16 protein-coding genes are annotated in these 15759 nt (G+C 68.9%); 10 read left to right on the top strand and 6 right to left on the bottom strand.

Features of this window, described 5'->3' with window-relative positions:
- The first annotated feature begins 155 nt into the window (after window positions 1-155).
- Window positions 156-404 (top strand): hypothetical protein, encoded by a 249-nt coding sequence (locus ACSDR0_RS45935; protein ID WP_435295288.1) that lies wholly within the window; start codon window positions 156-158, stop codon window positions 402-404.
- 41 nt (window positions 405-445) lie between these two features.
- On the opposite strand, the gene ACSDR0_RS45940 is transcribed toward ACSDR0_RS45935, so the two are convergent.
- On the bottom strand, window positions 446-1498 hold the full coding sequence (locus tag ACSDR0_RS45940; RefSeq protein ID WP_435295289.1) for a zinc-binding dehydrogenase: 1053 nt from the start codon (window positions 1496-1498) through the stop codon (window positions 446-448).
- Between the two features lie 118 nt (window positions 1499-1616).
- On the opposite strand from ACSDR0_RS45940, the gene ACSDR0_RS45945 reads away from it, so the two are divergent.
- From ACSDR0_RS45945 to ACSDR0_RS45960, 4 genes are all read left to right on the top strand, one after another.
- On the top strand, window positions 1617-2297 hold the full coding sequence (locus ACSDR0_RS45945) for a TetR/AcrR family transcriptional regulator (protein ID WP_435295290.1): 681 nt from the start codon (window positions 1617-1619) through the stop codon (window positions 2295-2297).
- Window positions 2298-2453: 156 nt separating this feature from the next.
- Window positions 2454-3746, top strand: a complete 1293-nt coding sequence (locus ACSDR0_RS45950) for a PP2C family protein-serine/threonine phosphatase (protein WP_435295291.1) — start codon at window positions 2454-2456, stop codon at window positions 3744-3746.
- Between the two features lie 109 nt (window positions 3747-3855).
- The gene (locus tag ACSDR0_RS45955) at window positions 3856-4260 is read left to right on the top strand and encodes a YciI family protein (protein ID WP_435295292.1); all 405 of its coding nucleotides are present in this window, start codon (window positions 3856-3858) and stop codon (window positions 4258-4260) included.
- A 3-nt stretch (window positions 4261-4263) separates the two neighbouring features.
- On the top strand, window positions 4264-5520 hold the full coding sequence (locus ACSDR0_RS45960) for an RNA polymerase sigma factor (protein ID WP_435295303.1): 1257 nt from the start codon (window positions 4264-4266) through the stop codon (window positions 5518-5520).
- Between the two features lie 238 nt (window positions 5521-5758).
- Here ACSDR0_RS45960 and ACSDR0_RS45965 read toward each other — a convergent pair whose 3' ends face one another.
- A complete protein-coding gene (locus tag ACSDR0_RS45965; RefSeq protein WP_435295293.1) occupies window positions 5759-7180 on the bottom strand; it encodes a sensor histidine kinase in 1422 nt (473 codons plus the stop codon).
- A gap of 153 nt (window positions 7181-7333) precedes the next feature.
- Here ACSDR0_RS45965 and ACSDR0_RS45970 point away from each other — a divergent pair, with 153 nt between their 5' ends.
- Window positions 7334-8182, top strand: coding sequence for a LysR family transcriptional regulator (locus ACSDR0_RS45970; RefSeq protein ID WP_435295294.1), 849 nt, complete (start codon window positions 7334-7336; stop codon window positions 8180-8182).
- A gap of 167 nt (window positions 8183-8349) precedes the next feature.
- On the opposite strand, the gene ACSDR0_RS45975 is transcribed toward ACSDR0_RS45970, so the two are convergent.
- Window positions 8350-9270: a TIGR03620 family F420-dependent LLM class oxidoreductase gene (locus ACSDR0_RS45975; RefSeq protein WP_435295295.1), complete on the bottom strand. Its 921-nt coding sequence runs from the start codon at window positions 9268-9270 to the stop codon at window positions 8350-8352.
- A 477-nt stretch (window positions 9271-9747) separates the two neighbouring features.
- Between ACSDR0_RS45975 and ACSDR0_RS45980 the strand changes: the two genes are divergently transcribed.
- The gene (locus ACSDR0_RS45980; protein ID WP_435295296.1) at window positions 9748-10293 is read left to right on the top strand and encodes an SMI1/KNR4 family protein; all 546 of its coding nucleotides are present in this window, start codon (window positions 9748-9750) and stop codon (window positions 10291-10293) included.
- Between the two features lie 439 nt (window positions 10294-10732).
- On the opposite strand, the gene ACSDR0_RS45985 is transcribed toward ACSDR0_RS45980, so the two are convergent.
- Entirely contained in the window at window positions 10733-11326 is a 594-nt protein-coding gene (locus ACSDR0_RS45985; protein WP_435295297.1) for a TetR family transcriptional regulator, read from the bottom strand.
- A 295-nt stretch (window positions 11327-11621) separates the two neighbouring features.
- Between ACSDR0_RS45985 and ACSDR0_RS45990 the strand changes: the two genes are divergently transcribed.
- From ACSDR0_RS45990 to ACSDR0_RS46000, 3 genes are all read left to right on the top strand, one after another.
- Complete coding sequence (locus ACSDR0_RS45990; RefSeq protein ID WP_435295298.1) at window positions 11622-12047, top strand: nitroreductase/quinone reductase family protein; 426 nt, start codon at window positions 11622-11624, stop codon at window positions 12045-12047.
- 20 nt (window positions 12048-12067) lie between these two features.
- Window positions 12068-12832: an SDR family oxidoreductase gene (locus ACSDR0_RS45995; protein WP_435295299.1), complete on the top strand. Its 765-nt coding sequence runs from the start codon at window positions 12068-12070 to the stop codon at window positions 12830-12832.
- A 532-nt stretch (window positions 12833-13364) separates the two neighbouring features.
- Window positions 13365-13772 carry a hypothetical protein gene (locus tag ACSDR0_RS46000; RefSeq protein WP_435295300.1) on the top strand — a complete coding sequence of 136 codons (408 nt, stop codon included), beginning with the start codon at window positions 13365-13367 and terminating at the stop codon, window positions 13770-13772.
- An 887-nt stretch (window positions 13773-14659) separates the two neighbouring features.
- Here the strand turns inward: ACSDR0_RS46000 and ACSDR0_RS46005 are convergent.
- Together ACSDR0_RS46005 and ACSDR0_RS46010 are read right to left on the bottom strand one after the other, a co-directional pair.
- Window positions 14660-15067 carry a tyrosine-type recombinase/integrase gene (locus tag ACSDR0_RS46005; RefSeq protein WP_435295301.1) on the bottom strand — a complete coding sequence of 136 codons (408 nt, stop codon included), beginning with the start codon at window positions 15065-15067 and terminating at the stop codon, window positions 14660-14662.
- A gap of 2 nt (window positions 15068-15069) precedes the next feature.
- A complete protein-coding gene (locus tag ACSDR0_RS46010) occupies window positions 15070-15675 on the bottom strand; it encodes a tyrosine-type recombinase/integrase (protein WP_435295302.1) in 606 nt (201 codons plus the stop codon).
- Window positions 15676-15759: the final 84 nt, after the last annotated feature.

Raw genomic sequence — 15759 nt, forward strand, 5'->3', positions numbered from 1 at the left:
CGCACGTCACGCACCGACGATGGCCTAACTACGTCCCCTGGCGGGGCCAAACGAATCAAGATCTACGAATGCAGTACCGGCTGCGCCATAAGATCGCTGCATCAGGATGACAAAGTGGGTTATTTCGCATATATGCATAGGAGTAAGTTGCTCGCATGAGCGGAACGCCCGGCCTGAGGATGGCAGCCTCGGACATGACCGCGTTGAGCCTGTGGACCGCCGACGCGGTGGTGCTGTTCGACTGGCTCCTGAGCGTGGATCTCGACCAGATTCCTGTCCAGCACATGGCACAGAAACAGGCCCTGATGGATCTTCTCCAGCAGCTTGACCGGAGCATTCCCGGTTACACCTCCGATGACATCGAACAGGCGCAACTGCTGCTGACCCACGAGATGGGCCTGTAGCCACGCTCTCCCCGCTCTCAGGTCACCTCCCCACCTCTCGCTCACGGCACGAGCAAGGTCTTGCCGACGGTCTGGCGGTTCTCGATCGCCCGGTGCGCGGCGGCCGCCTCGGCGAGCGGGAACGTCTGGCCGATGGTCGGCCGCAGCCGTCCGGCCACCGCGAGAGCGAGCGCCTCCACGGTCAGCGCGCGTAGCTCCGCCGGGGTGGGGGCCACCTTCCCGGCGACGACGGTGATCGAACGCGCCCCGGTTTCTCCTGCGCCGCCGATGCGGTCGGCGCCACCGGTGCCGCCGGTACGGTCGGCGCCGCCGGCACCGCCGATGCGGTCAGCACCACCTGTGCCACCGGTGCCGCCGCCGATCCGGGACCAGGAGCCACTCGCCATCCCGTGGACGCTCACCCGCCCGCCTTCCCTCAGGGCGGTCAGCGCCTCGGTGCCGATGTCACCCCCGACCCCGTCGAAAACGAGGTCCACCCCCGTACCGCCCGTCGCCTCGACGACCTGCCGCGCCCAGCCGGGCCGCGAGTAGTCGACGTAGGCGCTCGCGCCGAGGGACTTGATCAGCCCTTCCTTCTCCGGCCCCCCGGCGGCGCCGATGACGCGGGCCCCCGCTCCCGCAGCGAGTTGCACGAGCAGGCTGCCCACCCCTCCACCGGCGGCCTCCACGAGCACCCACTCACCGGGCTTCACCTCCGCCCGCGCGTGCAGGCCCACAGCGGTACGGCCGTCGGCCAGCAGCGCGACCGCGTCCCCGAGCCCGAGCCCCTCCGGGACCGGCACGATGTCACCCGCCCCCGCCAGGGCGAGTTCGGCGTACCCGCCCTCGCCGCCGGTGGTCGTCACCACGACCGTCCCCACCAGCGCGGGATCGACGTCCGGCCCCGTCGCGACGATCCGGCCGCCCACGCCGTTGCCCGGTACGCGGGGCAGCGCGGGCCTGCGGGGAAAGGCCGGTCCGCCACCGGCGCGCACCTGCGTCTCGACGAATGTGATGCTCGCGAACTCGACCGCGACGAGCACCTGCCCGGAACCCGGCACAGGGTCGTCGACCCGCCGGATCCGGAGGACCCGCGGATCTCCGAACTCTTCCATCACCACCGCGCGCATGGCAGGGCCCCCAATTTTCAACACTCAAACGGACTAAATTGCTCCGATTAACGCGACGATATAACGGAGCGATTCATTCCGCAACGCCGGTAAAGTGGGGGACGTGACCGAGCACGCCCGCAGGGCTCCACGGCAGGCCGAGGCCGACCGCAACGACCGCGCCCTGCTCGACGCCGCGAGAGAGGTGCTCGCCATGGACGGCGCCCACGCCTCGGTCGCGGCGATCGCCGCCCGCGCCGGAGTGGGAATCGGCAGCCTGTATCGGAGATACCGCACCAAGGACGAGCTCTTCCAGCGCCTGTGCGAGCTCTCCCTCGACCAGTGGATCGAGGCCGCCGAAGCAGCCCTGGCACACGACGACCCGTGGGACGGGCTGGCCTGGTACATCACCGCCAGCGTCAACTCGGGGGCGGGCACGCTGGGGCCGATCGCCGGTTCCATAGCCGTCACCGAGGAGATGGAGGCCAAGGTCAGGCGGTCCGACGAGGTCGCGGAGGCGCTCGTGGCCCGCGCGCACGCCGCGGGGGTGCTGAGGCCGGACGTCACGTCCGTCGACATATCGCTCCTGATCGAACAGCTCGGCAAGTCCCCCCTGATCGAGCAGCTCAACCGGCAGGGCCACGTCGAGCTCGCCGAAGCGGCCGTCAACGCCAGGAAGCGGATCATCGCCATCGCCCTGGACGGCCTCCGCTCCGGCCGGCCCACGCCTCTCCCGGGATATCCTCCGGGCGACGAGCTCTTCACCGCGCGCTGGATCCACAATCCCTCGAAGCCGGAGAACTAGGAGACATCGCCCTCTCCGCAACGCTGGCTTAGTGTTTGGTCCGTGGTGGCTTGTTCTGCTCTGAGGCGCAATCGCCTGCCTTGAGCTGATTCCGGTGGCTTCGGGTATGAGCGGCGTGATCGTGGATGACGTACCCGGAAGAAGGCGGTTGCGCACATGGGCGTTGAGATCCCGGCGGCGGTGCTCGACCCGAAACGCCTGTCGGCGGTGTGGGCCACCGGCCTGCTCGACAGCGAGCCCGAGCCGTCGTTCGACGATCTCGCCCGTTTGGCCGCGCGGGTGACCGGAACGCGGCGGGCGTTCGTGACCCTGGTCGACGATCGGCGGTCGTTCTGGAAGAGCGCGATCGGGATGGGCGAGCTGTCCGTGTCCGAGCGGCAGAACTCGGTGTTCGACAGCCCCTGCTCCATCCTGGTCGCGACGAACGAGCCGTTGCTCGTGGACGACGCCGCCACCGACCTCCGCGTGCGCGACCTGCCGTCGGTTGAGCGGCTGGGGATCGGCGCGTGGGCCGGATACCCCATCCACGGCCCGGACGGCGAGGTCCTGGGCGGGCTCTGCGTGGTGGACTCGGTGTCGCGCGCGTGGTCCGACGCCGACGCGCAGACGCTGGCCACCCTGGCGCGCGCCGTGTCGGGGGAGATCCGGCTCCGGGACGCGCTGGCCCGTTCCGAGCGGCACGTGATGGAGCTGCAGGCCGCGGGCAAGGTGTCGGAAAAGCTGGCCCGGACTCTTCAGGACAGCCTGCTGCCGCCGATGATGCCGACGGTTCCCGGCCTGCAGGCCGCCGCCACCTACATCCCGGCCGCGGGCGAGGTGAGCGTGACCGGTGACTTCTACGACCTGTTCCTGGCGAGTGGCTCGCGCTGGTGCGCGGTCCTGGGCGACGTGTGCGGGCACGGCGTGGAGGCCGCGCAGATCACCGCCCTGGCCCGGTACACGCTGCGGGCCGACGCGCCTCGCCACGTCTCGCCCAGCAAGGCACTGGAGCAGCTGAACCGCGCCCTGCTGGCACAGCGGGCCAAGGACGGGCGGTTCCTGACGGTGGTGTGCGCGATTTTCCGCCCGGACGGGGACGGTTTCACGGGAATGCTGTCCACGGCCGGACACCCCTCCGCCCTGCTGCGACGGGCCGACGGAAGCGTGGAGTCCCTGAGGACGCACGGCGTCGTGCTGGGCATCATGGAGGACACGAGGCTCGGGAACATCCGTTTCGACCTGGGGCCCGGTGACACGCTGGTGCTGTACAGCGACGGCGTCACCGAGGCGCATCCGCCGAAACAGCAGGACCTGTTCGGTGACGAACGCCTGATCGCCCTGCTGGCGGAGTGCCGGGATCACGACGCGAGCGACATCGTGCGGCGGATCGGTGACGCCGCGCTCGACCACAGCCAGGGACACATGACCGATGACATGGCCATCCTGGCGCTTCGTGTCCCGCCCGAATGACCGGAACTTTTTTCGCCGGATGTCCACAAAAATGTCGAGAACGCGGTCGCCTGCTTCTACCTGTGGGTGAGAGCGTCGACGCGGACGCTCGAACGTGAGGAGCGAAGACATGAAGTACATGATGCTGATGCAGTTCAGCGGGCAGACGCAGGAGTTGCCGCCGATCCACACCTGGCCCGTCGAGGACGTCCAGGCCCACATCCAGTTCATGCACGACACGAACGAGAAGCTCGTCGACGCCGGCGAGTTCGTGGACGCGCAGGGTCTGGCGGCTCCGGACCAGGCCAAGATCGTACGGGCCGGCGAGGGCGGTGCCGTCGTCGTCACGGACGGCCCGTTCCCCGAGACGAAGGAGTTCCTGGTCGGCTACTGGATCATCGACTGCGACAGCACCGAGCGGGCTGTCGATCTCGCCGCGCACGTTTCGGCGGCGCCCGGCCCCGGCGGCAAGCCGCTGAACATGCCGATCGAGCTGCGCCAGGTGATGTCGGCCGCCTCGTCCGAGGAGCTGTGACCGCTGGATGACCCGGCCATCGACGACCTGCTGCGCCAGCTGGTGCCGCAGGTCGTCGGCGTGCTCACCCGGCGCTTCGGAGACTTCGCCGCCGCCGAGGACGCGGTCCAGGAGGCACTGATCGACGCCGCGGCCCAGTGGCCGAAGGAGGGCGTCCCCACCAACCCGCGAGGTTGGCTCATCCAGGTCGCGTACCGCCGGATGACCGAGCAGCTCCGCAACGAGCAGGCGCGCCGCCGCCGGGAGGAACTGGTGGCCACCCAGGCGCCCGCCGACCGGCGGACGGCTCCACCGGCGGACGACGCGTACGAGACGGACCGGGACGACACGCTCACCACGCTGTTCCTGTGCTGTCACCCCGCGCTCACCCCGGCGTCGGCGATCGCCCTCACCCTGCGCTCCGTGGGCGGCCTGACCACGGCCGAGATCGCCAAGGCCTTCCTGGTGCCCGAGTCGACCATGGCGCAGCGGATCAGCCGGGCCAAGCAGCGCATCAAGGCGTCCGGCGTCCCGTTCCGCATGCCGGCTCCCCCGGAACGGGCGCGACGGCTCGGCTCGGTGCTGCACGTGCTCTACCTCATCTTCAACGAGGGCTACGCCAGCAGCGCCGGTCCCGAGCTGCAGCGCGTGGAGCTTTCCCGCGAGGCGATCCGGCTGGCCAGGATGGCCCACGGCCTGCTTCCCGACGACTGCGAGGTGGCCGGGCTCCTCGCGCTGATGCTGCTCACCGACGCCCGGCGCCCCGCCCGCACCGGCCCCGGCGGCATCCCGATCCCTCTGGCGGAGCAGGACAGGAGCCTGTGGAACGGCGAGACCGTCGCCGAGGGGATCGCGCTCATCACCGGCACCCTGGCCAGGGGCGCGGTCGGCCCCTACCAGCTCCAGGCGGCGATAGCCGCGGTCCACGACGAGGCGGCGACGGCCGAGGAGACCGACTGGCCGCAGATCCTGGCGCTGTACGGCCTGCTGGAGCGCATGTCCGACAACCCCATGGTCTCGCTCAACCGTGCCGTCGCCGCCGCCATGGCGCACGGCCCCGCAACCGGCCTCGACATGCTCAAGGCGCTCGACGCCGACGGCCGCCTGGCGGGGCACCACCGCTTCTACACGGCCCGGGCCCACCTCCTGGAGATGGCCGGTGACCGGCGGGCGGCCATCGACGACTACCGCGCGGCGGCGAGCCGCACGACGAGCGTTCCGGAGCACAACTACCTCACCACCCGCGCCGCCCGCCTCGCCGCGCCGGACCAGCCTGAGTGAGACGCACGGGACCGGCCGGAGCGAGCCGCCGAACGACCGCCGAGGAGTTCCGATCACGACCGTTCTTCCCCATGACGCCGTACTCCGCGACATCGACGGCGTCCTTCACCCCTGACCCGCCACCGACCCGCCTGCGACGCGCTCGACCGTACGCGCGGACTCCCCACGGGCACCCTCGCGACAGCGGCCCTCACACCCTCCCGCCTGTTCGTCGACGACGATGTGACCGCTGCGCCGGTCAGGTCGTGAGAGCGGTGATGTCACCCGTGTGTCCGCCGGTGGCCGATGGTGCCAGTGGGAGGCGGAGCACGAAGCGGGCACCGCGCGGGCTGTCCTGGATGGTGAGGGTGCCGCCGCTCATCTCGGCGATCTGCCGGGCGATCGGCAGGCCGAGCCCGGTGCCGCCGGGGTCTTTGCTACGGGAGGCGTCCAGCCGGGCGAACCGCTGGAAGACCAGCTCGCGCTCGTCGGGGGCGATCCCGGCTCCGTCGTCGAGGACCTCCAGCACCGCGACGCCGGAGGCCGGGCGCCGGTCGCCCTCCGTGTCGAGCAGGCGGAACACCCTGATGGTGATCGTGGTGTCGGCGTGCCGTTCGGCGTTGTCGAGGAGGTTGACCAGCAGCCGAGCCAGCCGCAGCCGGTCGCCCGTCACCAGCACGCCGCCCCGCAGCCGGCATTCGATCGTCTTGGTCCGGTGCGGGCGGCTGCGCATTTCGGCGGTGACCAGTTCGGCCAGGTCGATCCGATCGTGAAGGCCGGGCACGGCGGCGTCCAGCTGGGTGATCGTCAAAAGGTCACTCACGATCGCCTGAAGCCGGTCCAGGCCGCAGAGTACGGCGGAGCCCACCACGTTCACGCTCGTCAGCTGTGGCGCCATCAGCGCGTCCTCCACCTCGGCGCGCATGGCGGTGATCGGGCTGCGCAGGTCGTGGGAGACGTCGGAGGCGAACCGGCACTGTTGTTCCAGGGCGGTCTGCAGCCGGCCCAGGGTGTGGTTGATGCTTTCCGCCAGGTCGTGGATCTCGTCGTGGCTCGGCGGAATCGGTACCCGACGGCCCGGGCAGGTGGCGTTGATCTCGTCCAGTTCGGATCGGATGACACTCACCGGCCGAAGGGTCCGGGCGACGACCCGGCGGCTCAGACAGGTGACGGCAGCGGTGGGCAGCAGCACGACGCTGCCCAGTACCACCCCGGCCAGTCGCGGGTCGACCATGGCGGGAACGACCGGGGCGGCGCTGTAGACGGTCCATCTCTGACCGCCGAGGTAGGCCAACTGGGCGATCACGATATGGCACTCGCGACGCGGGAACACCGTGCCGCACACGACGGAGGTCGCGCTCCTCCTCGCGTTCCCGGCGGTGATGCCCGCCATGGGAGGCCTGCCCCGCAGGGCCTTGGTGGCGGCGACGACCCTGCCCCGGGAGCTGACCACCTGGATGTAGCGGATCCGGGCCTGCGGAAGAGGGTCTTGGACATGGCCCCTCGTCTCCAACTGCGAGGCGACGCGATCGCCCGCGGCGGTCACCTCATCGGCGAGATACTCGCTCGCCAGGTAGTGGGCGGCCACCATGGACACCGCGGCGCACAGCGTGCACAACAAAGCCGCCACCACGCTGGCGAAGAACACGAAGCCAGTTTTCACCGACCATCGGGACAACACGCCCATCTCCTTCAGGGGCCTCCCTTGCCGACGCCATTTTCCAGCTCCTTTAACTTTCCTTAACACCAGAGGGAAGGCCGCCGTTCCGCGGTGAATACGATAATTACTGAAGACTGTTATCTCGGATCGAGATGAAACCGCGCGGGAGGAGGCATGGATCTGCGGCAGATGGAAGCCGTTGTGGCGGTCGCCGAAGAGGGCGGGTTCACAATGGCGGCGCGCCGTCTGCACGTGGTCCAGTCCGCGGTGTCCAGCGCGGTGCGCACGCTCGAACGTGATCTGGGAACCCCGCTCTTCGACCGCACCACCCACCGGGTGGCCCTGACACCGGCCGGCGAGGCGTTCCTGCCGGCCGCACGCGCGACGCTGCGGGCCGCGGACCAGGCGCGCGCGACGGTCGGTCTCGTGAGGGGGCGGGTCACGGTCGGCACGATGCAGGGCGTCTGGGCCGGTCTCCACAAAGCGCTGACCGGCCTGAGGGAGGAGCACCCGGACGTGACGGTCCGGCTCCTGCAGACGTCGGTGGCCGATATCCGGCAGTCGCTGCGCGAGGGCACCGTGGACCTGGCCGTGGTGGCACTGAACCGCCAGCAGCAGCGGGGGCTGGTGACCAGGCTGCTGTCACGCGAGGAGATGGTGCTGTTGACCTTGACGGGGTCCGAACTCGTCGGCGACGGCCCGGTGACGCTCGCCGAGGTGGCCCGCCTGCCCCTGGTGGACTTCCCCTACGGCTGGGCGATCCGTCATTCGGTCGACCGGGCCTTCCGCACGGCCCTCGTCGAGCGCAACATCACGTTCGAGGTGAACGACGTCCTCGCAGCGGCCGAAATCGTCGGCCACGATCTGGGTGCCTGCATCATGCCGGAGTCGATCGCCGCCCGGTTCCCGGACCTGCTCATGCACCGGTTCACCCAGGATGGGCCGTACTGGAAGATCATGGTCGCGCATCCTCGCGGGATGCCGTCGCCAGCGGCCGCCGCGCTGTTGCGACACATCACCTGACAGCGGCGAAAGTCGCACAGGACACGCTAAGTGATGAAAAAAATGCCGTTCGTGACGGACGCCGTGCCTCGTCGACCACCCGGACGCCTCGGCCGCTCCGCCTCGATCACGCCGCTCCGGGCGGCGTCACCGGCCACGGGCGGACCGCGCCGGTGCCGGCTCACTCGTCAGCGGATGAGAACCGGGGCAAGCAGTTGGAGGCTGCGCAGGCACTCCTCCACACTGCCGACCAGGGGCTGGACGCACACGTGGTCGGCTCCGGCCTCGTGGTGGGCGCGGACCCGTTCGGAGATCGCCTCGGGGTCGCCCCAGCAGACGATCGCGTCGACGAGAGCGTCGCTGCCGCCATCGGCGAGATCAGCGTCGGTCCAGCCGAGGGCGCGCAGATGGTTCAGATAGTTCGGCAGCTTCAGATAGAACTCCGTGTGGTCCCGGGCGATCGCCCGAGCCCGGTCGGCGTCGGTCTCCAGGACCACGGCCTGCTCGGGAACGAGCAGCAGGTCGGGACCCAGAGCCTCCCTGGCCATGGCGGTGTGCTCCGGGGTGACGAAGTAGGTGTGCGCGCCATGAGTGCGCTCGGCGGCCAGTTGCAGCATCTTCGTCCGCAACGCGGCGAGCACCCGGGCCGGCGGCTCGGACAGGGGCCCGTCGTAGGGCGCCTGGTCCATGGCGTCGAGGTACGCGCGCATGGTCTCCGCGGGTCGCCCGTATTCATGCCCGCGGACGGCGACCAGGGGGGCGTGGCTCACGCCGAGGCCAAGGACGAAGCGACCCGACGACATCTCGGCCAGAGCGTTCGCCCCGGCGACCGCGGCGGCCGCGTCCCGCGCGTAGATGTTGGCGATACCGGTGGCGACCACGAGCCTCTGGGTGCCGGAGAGCAGAATCGCGGAGTTGACCAGGGATTCCTTGCTGCCGAGCGACTCGGCGATCCAGAGGGCTCCGTAACCGAGATCCTCCATGGCCTCGGCGGCCCTGCGGCTCGTGGCCGCGGATTCCCTGCCCAGAGACGAGAGCCACACGCCCACCTTGCCCAGCCGCCGCTTGAGGGCGGGCAGGTCGACCACCGGGACACGTTGCTTCTGCATGGCGGGCCTTTCCGGAAAGCCTGGCTGAGGCGTTGGAGACGGTCACGACGATCATGCTGACCGGGAACTCACCTTCGGCCTTCCGGGGGGAGACGAGCGGCGTGCCGGACACGCCGTCCCGTTCCCGTTCAGCGGACGCCACACCCGGTGCCGGTCACGCTCAGAGCCTCCCCGGCCTGGTCGTGGGAGAACTCACCCAGCACGCCGACTTATCCGATTCCTGACCGAACCTGTTGTCTTCCCACGGCGCGAGTCAGGGATTCCGCACCTCCCCAGGTCACCGGGTGCGTGACCGCCCTTGATGACCCGCCAATGGAAGGTGTGGCAGGTGGACCCGCACGGTTCCGGTTGGTTCAACGCAGGTCGGCGGGCACGCGTGGTCCATGCCGAACGACCCTGACCACACCCCGGAATGCGGTCTCACGGTCCCTCACGGTCCCGGCAGATCTGTCGTAGGCGGCTGGCAGGATCACCGCCATGCCAGATATCGATGATCTTCTCCGGCGGGTGTCCGTGAAGGCGAGCGCGCCCGGCGAGCCGTTGCCTCCCCCTGCGACGGCGGAAGAGGTGGTGCGAGCCGAGGGCGTCCTGGGTTTCGGAATTCCTCCCGTGCTCGCGCGGCTCTACCGCGAGGTGGCCAACGGAGGCTTCGGCCCTGATTACCAGCTCTTCCCTCTCGCGGGAGAAGGACGCACCGCGGTGAGCGTCTACCACGAGGAACGCTCGATGTCGCAGTCCGGCGGTGAAGCGCACTGGCCGGCGGATGTCCTGCCGATCCTGGACTGGGGCTGTGGCATGTACGCCGCCGTGGACTGCCGAAGCCCCGAGGGCACCGTGCTGCTCTTCGAACCGAACGGGGTCGATGGCGAGTGGCACCGTGCCTGGCATCTCGACTCCGAGAGCCTGGCCGGTTGGCTGGAGGTCTGGCTTTCGGAAACCGGCTGGTACGAGGAGGACGCCGACGAAGACAGCGAGATACACCCGTGGCAGACGGCTCGGCAGCGGCTGTCCGAGAAAGAGTGACCCGATCCGGCCCGCCCTGGTCTCACAGATCGAAAGTGGCCTGATCCCCGAAGGTCTCACAGCGGAGTCTCCCGTATTGTTTCAGGTCACCGAGGTGATTACGCAGTGGCGCATTTCCGAATCCCCGGCTGACAGAAAAGGATGCGCATCGCGAATACGGGAGTCGATCCCTGCCGCCGGATTGTTCCGCCCTGAGGCCTCCTAGCTGGTGGCGGTGTTCTGGGGCGGCCAGAACCGGGTCGGGCCCCGCTCGTGGTGGGCGCGCGCTGTGCCCGTGGCGCTCCTGCTCGCGCTTCCGGCTTCGTGCTCGTACTACGTCGCCAGCTACAACAACCGGTCGCCCACCCCGCTCGACGGCACATGGGACGTGACGGCGGGCACCTTCCGGTCCCCGGGCCCGCCAGGTCCGGCCGAGCGCGTCTATTTCGAACAGCGCGTGTCATGGCGGAGGGCCGTCTCCGGTAGCCCGGCCGGGAGTGAAGGCGTGGCGGACGGCGGCGGCGAGGCTGGCGCGGCGACGGTCGTGGTCGCCGTCGGGGTCGGCCGTTGTCGCGGTGTAGGTGAGGCTGCCCGGTGACCAGGTCATGGCCATGGAGATGACCATGGCGTGCACGTCGGCGGCCGGAAGGGCGGGGTCGATGCGCCCTGTGGCCTGCGCCCGGGCGATGGCCTGGATCTTGGGGGTCTCGTCGGCCTCGGAGAACAGGTGGCCGGCCGGAGTGCGCTCCAGGCGGGCCCAGGTGGCCAGGCGTACGAGCTGCGGATGGGCCAGGTAGGCGTCGTAGAGGCGGACGGCGTAGCCGGGCAGGTCCTCGGCGGTCAGCGGGGCGACGTCGAGGATGCCCGCCACCTGGTCGGCGAGGACGGCGTCGAACAGATCTTCCTTGCTGCCGTACTTGGCGTACATCACAGCCTTGCTGACCTTCGCGTCCGCCGATATGCGGTCCACGCGCGCGCCGGCGATGCCGTGGGCGGCGAATTCGACGGCGGCGGTGTCCAGAAGGCGCCGCATGCTGGCCTGTCCCTTGTCCATGCCACAGATTCTAAACGAACTGGTTCGTTTGCCTGAGGGCCCGGCGAGGGTTACAGTCGAAAAAACAAACGAACCAGTTCGTTTTGAGGGCTACCTGTGACCACTCCCCTCACGCTGGACGTGTCCGGACGTCCGGCTCCCGCCTTCCTCGACGGCATCGAGGCCCTGGACACCCACACCGGACCAAGATCCTCATGGTCCGGCTCTGACCCCGAACGGGCGAGACGCTCTTCCACCACCACGACACCCCACGGCCCGGGACCCGCCGCGTTCCCGGACCGGTCAGGAGACGACCATGCAGGACTCGGCCCGCAGGGCGCTGGCCCTCACCCGCTCCTCCACCGCATGTGAACGCACTGCGGACATCACCACGACCGGCCGCCGCACAGGCAGACCCCACAGGATCGAGATCTGGTTCTACCGCGTGGGCGAGACCAACTACCTCAGCGGCCTGCCCGGAAAACGCGGCTGGTACGCCAACCTGCGAGCCGACCCCGCCTTCACCCTCCACCTCAAGCACGGCATTCACGCCGACCTGCCGGCCACCGCCCGCCCCATCACCGACCCCGCCGAACGCCACCGCATCCTGAGCGACATCATCGATGACCTCAACCAGCCGCACAACCCCGCCCGCATCGCGCAGCCCACCCGGCTGGAGGACTGGGAGAACAGCAGTCCCCTGGTCGAGATCCAGTTCGACAGCAGTCCAAATCATCCCTGACGACCCGCACGGAGTACCACGTGAGCACTTCCCGTCTGACCGGTACCGTCGCCCTGATCACCGGAGCCAGCAGCGGCATCGGCGAAGCCACCGCCCACGCCCTGGCCGCGAACGGAGCCACCGTGGCCCTCACGGCCCGCCGCGCGGACCGCCTGCGGGCCCTGGCCGCGCAGATCCGCGAGAACGGCGGCACCGCCCACGCCTTCCCCGCCGACATCACCGCCACCGACCAGGCCGCCGCCCTCGCAGACCACGTCGTCACCCGGCTCGGACGGCTGGACACCCTCGTCAACGCCGCCGGCATCATGCTGGTCGGCCCCGCACTCCAGGCCCCGGCCGAGGAATGGCAGCGCAACGTCGACCTGAACGTCTCCGCCCTGCTGCGCCTGACCCACGCCGCCCTGCCTCACCTGACCGCCGCCGCACAGAACTCCCCGCGCGCTGTGGCCGACCTCGTCAACATCAGCTCCGTCGCCGGCCGCCAGGCCATCGGCGGCGCCGCCGTCTACGCCGCCACCAAGTTCGCCGTCACCGCCTTCAGCGAGGCACTGCGCCAGGAACTCACCCGGCAGCACGTCCGCGTCAGCGCCGTCGAACCCGGCGCCGTCGCCACCGAACTCACCCAGCACATCCGCGACGGAATCCGCGAACACAACGAGGCCTGGTACGCCTCCATGCAGACCCTCCAGCCCGAAGACGTCGCCGACACCATCGCCTACATCGTCACCCGCCCACGCCACGTCGCCGTCAACGAACTCCTCATCCGCCCCACCGAGCAAACCTGACCCGATCTCTGCCCGGTGGCTCTCCCCGACGCGCCCGAGCGCGGGCGAGCGCGGGCGGGCAGGCGCGGGGGGCGGGCGGATCATCAACGTGCACGTGCCGGTGGCCACCGCGGTCAACACCAACGGCAACCGGGAGATCCCGGGGTTGGAGGTCACCTCGGCCGGCGGCTCGGGACGCACCCGCTCCGGGAAGAACCGCGAGGGGGCGGGAAGGAGGTGGGCCTGTGCGGCGGCAGGTATGTCATGAAGAAACTGCTCGAACCCGATGTCGTCGAGCGGCTCGCCGCGGAGGTCGGGCCGCGGCCGCGCCGGTGGGCATCCGGGATCTACGACCAGGCGGGCGCGACCGTACCGCCGCGGCCGGCACCGACGACACCATGACCATCGAACCGAAGAAATGACCTCTGACCTCCGCCGGACCGGCTTGGAGAGGCGTTCCTGCCGAACACAAGCGGCTTACAAGTGATCGGCACCAGGCTGGAGCTGTCGGGAAGGCCCGCTGTCCCGAGTCAGGTACACCGAAAGAGGATCGATGACCGTGTCCCGGAGTGAGCTTGAGGACGAGCCCTTCATTCCCGGGAGACTTCGCGACCCCGCCGAGGATCCGCCACCGCCGCCGGGTCCACCGATGAATCGCTGGGTCCGTATCGTCCTGCTGGTGGTCCTGCTCGTCGTCTTCGCCGCCGTGCTCGGGGCCTCCCTGCGGGGGATGAGCCACTCCTCTCCGTCCTCCGACGAGAAGAGCGCTCGGTGCGTGGACACGAGTTCGCGGCGGCCCGACGGCACATACCTGGTCGTCGATGGCCGTAACTGCGAAAACGGCGGGGATGGAGCCGACCGCCATTACCGCTGGCAGAACGCCGACTCCTCGGACAATCTCGGCCGCGAGATCCTGGAACTGATCGATGACTTGTTGGACGGGCGCCGCAGTGGATCCTGACCTGATGCGGTGACCGAAAAGCCTCCAGCAATCTCGGCGCCGTTCGGTGACGCGCTGGTCGGCTGAGGTGTTCATCGTACGAAGAGGGCCCCGGAAGCCATCCGGGGCCCTTTCGCTTGTTCTGCACGCCGTGGAGCCATCACATGATCACCACTCGGCCAGACGATGTCGCCACCATGCGCCTGACATCGACGAGCGTCCGCCGTCCGCCCCTGGATCAGGCAGGGTCCGGTCGCGGAACTCCGTGTCCAGAGGCTCCACGATTCGCCAGAGCTCAGATCGAGCGGACGAGGGGAGGGCGTGAAGGACTTCTTCCACGAGATCACGGGCTTCTACCGGGTCGCAACACGGCAACCCGTCCGGACGGAGATAGAGGTACCGGCCAGAGTGCGGAGAAACCCCGCGTATCGGTCCAAGGCGTCGGCCAGGGCGTTCAGCCACAGACGCTCGGCTTCCAGCCGTCGTATCGCGCCATGGGTTTTGCGAGAGATTCCAGGTATCCGCCTGGCCGGGGTGGGGTCGAGTGATCGAGGGCACCCTGGACGCAGAGTGCCGGGCGGCCTACGCGGCACGGTTCCTTCGAGTCAGCATGCGGCACATCCTGTCACGTCTTCGCAGGCCATCGAAAGGCCGATGCCCGTTCCAGAGCCGCTGAAAAGCCCGGTGCGACCTGGGAAAACGCCTTCAAGATCATTGCGCGCATATTGGTGGAGTGGTGACATGCGACTGCTTCCGGCTGCACACCCCGGAAACGCAAAAGAGGCCCCGAAGGGCCTCTGAGCTGCCAGTTTGGCTGGTGGCAGGTGCAGGACTTGAACCTGCGCAGGCTGAGCCGACGGTTTTACAGATGTTGTGCTGTTCTTCCGGTACTTCCGCGTTCTGCCTGGTCAGACCTTGGCCAGCACCCCCGGAGGGTCCTCGTCGTCCTCGTCGTGCCACGTACGTTCCAGATGATCCCCCGGACCGTTTTCCGTGCCACGTTCGGTGTCGAGCCCTTCGGCGATCTCACGGTCTCGCCCTTCCACGGCCCGCGCGTAGTGCCGGGTTGTCACGCTCGCGTTGGAGTGACCGAGCCGACGAGCCGCAGCCATGACGCCATGACGATCGGCTACCTGAGTCGCATGTGTGGCACGAAGATCATGCGGCGTGACGTCCTCCAGTCCGGCCGCTTCGACCGCCGGATCGAAGTGCCAGCGACGCCAGGCGTTGTAGTGGAGAGCCTTCCCGGTCTTGCCCGTGAACAACAGGGCGTCGGGATCATCGGACAGCTTGCCCAAGTGAGCTTGAAGCGCCACGATCACGAACCTCGGAAGCGCGATCTTCCTACGCTGATGCGACTTGGGGGTGTCGAAGACATGCCGCCCCCGATCTCCGCCAAGGACTCCGCGACGATCAAGACTCCTTCCTGGATCTCGACATGCCGACGTCGCAGCGCGAACGCCTCACCGATCCGGAGACCGCCATACGCGAGCAGCTGCACGAGCAGATCGTGAGGCACCCGCATGGCAGCGATCAACCGTTCCACCTCTTCCCCGGTGAGGATGTGCGGCTCAGTCTCAGGCATCCGAGGCAGCCGCACCCCCCGACAGGGAGAGAACTTGATCATGTCGTTGTTCACGGCGGCCGTCATGATCTGGGACATGAGCCGGTAGGCCTGCCGGACCCGCGAAGCGCTAAGCCCTCGCCTGAGCAGGCTTGCCACCCATTCACTGATCATGATTGGACGCACCTGTCCGACCTCGACTTTGCCGAAACGCGGCACTATGAGCGTCCGAAGCAGGGAGCCGTACGAGGCGCACGTCTTGGCCTTGAGAGATGGACTCGCCGAGGTCAGCCAGCGCTCACCCCACTCCTTAACGGTGATCTTCGCTGCGTCAGGGTCGATCCACTCCCCGCGCGCCACTTCGGCCGAGGATGTCCCGCGGCTCGTGGAACTTGAAGAGCGGTCCCGCGGTCAGGCGACGTTCTCGTTGTAGCAGCTTGAAGT

Source organism: Streptosporangium sp. G11 (genome assembly GCF_051192615.1).
GTDB lineage: Bacteria > Actinomycetota > Actinomycetes > Streptosporangiales > Streptosporangiaceae > Streptosporangium.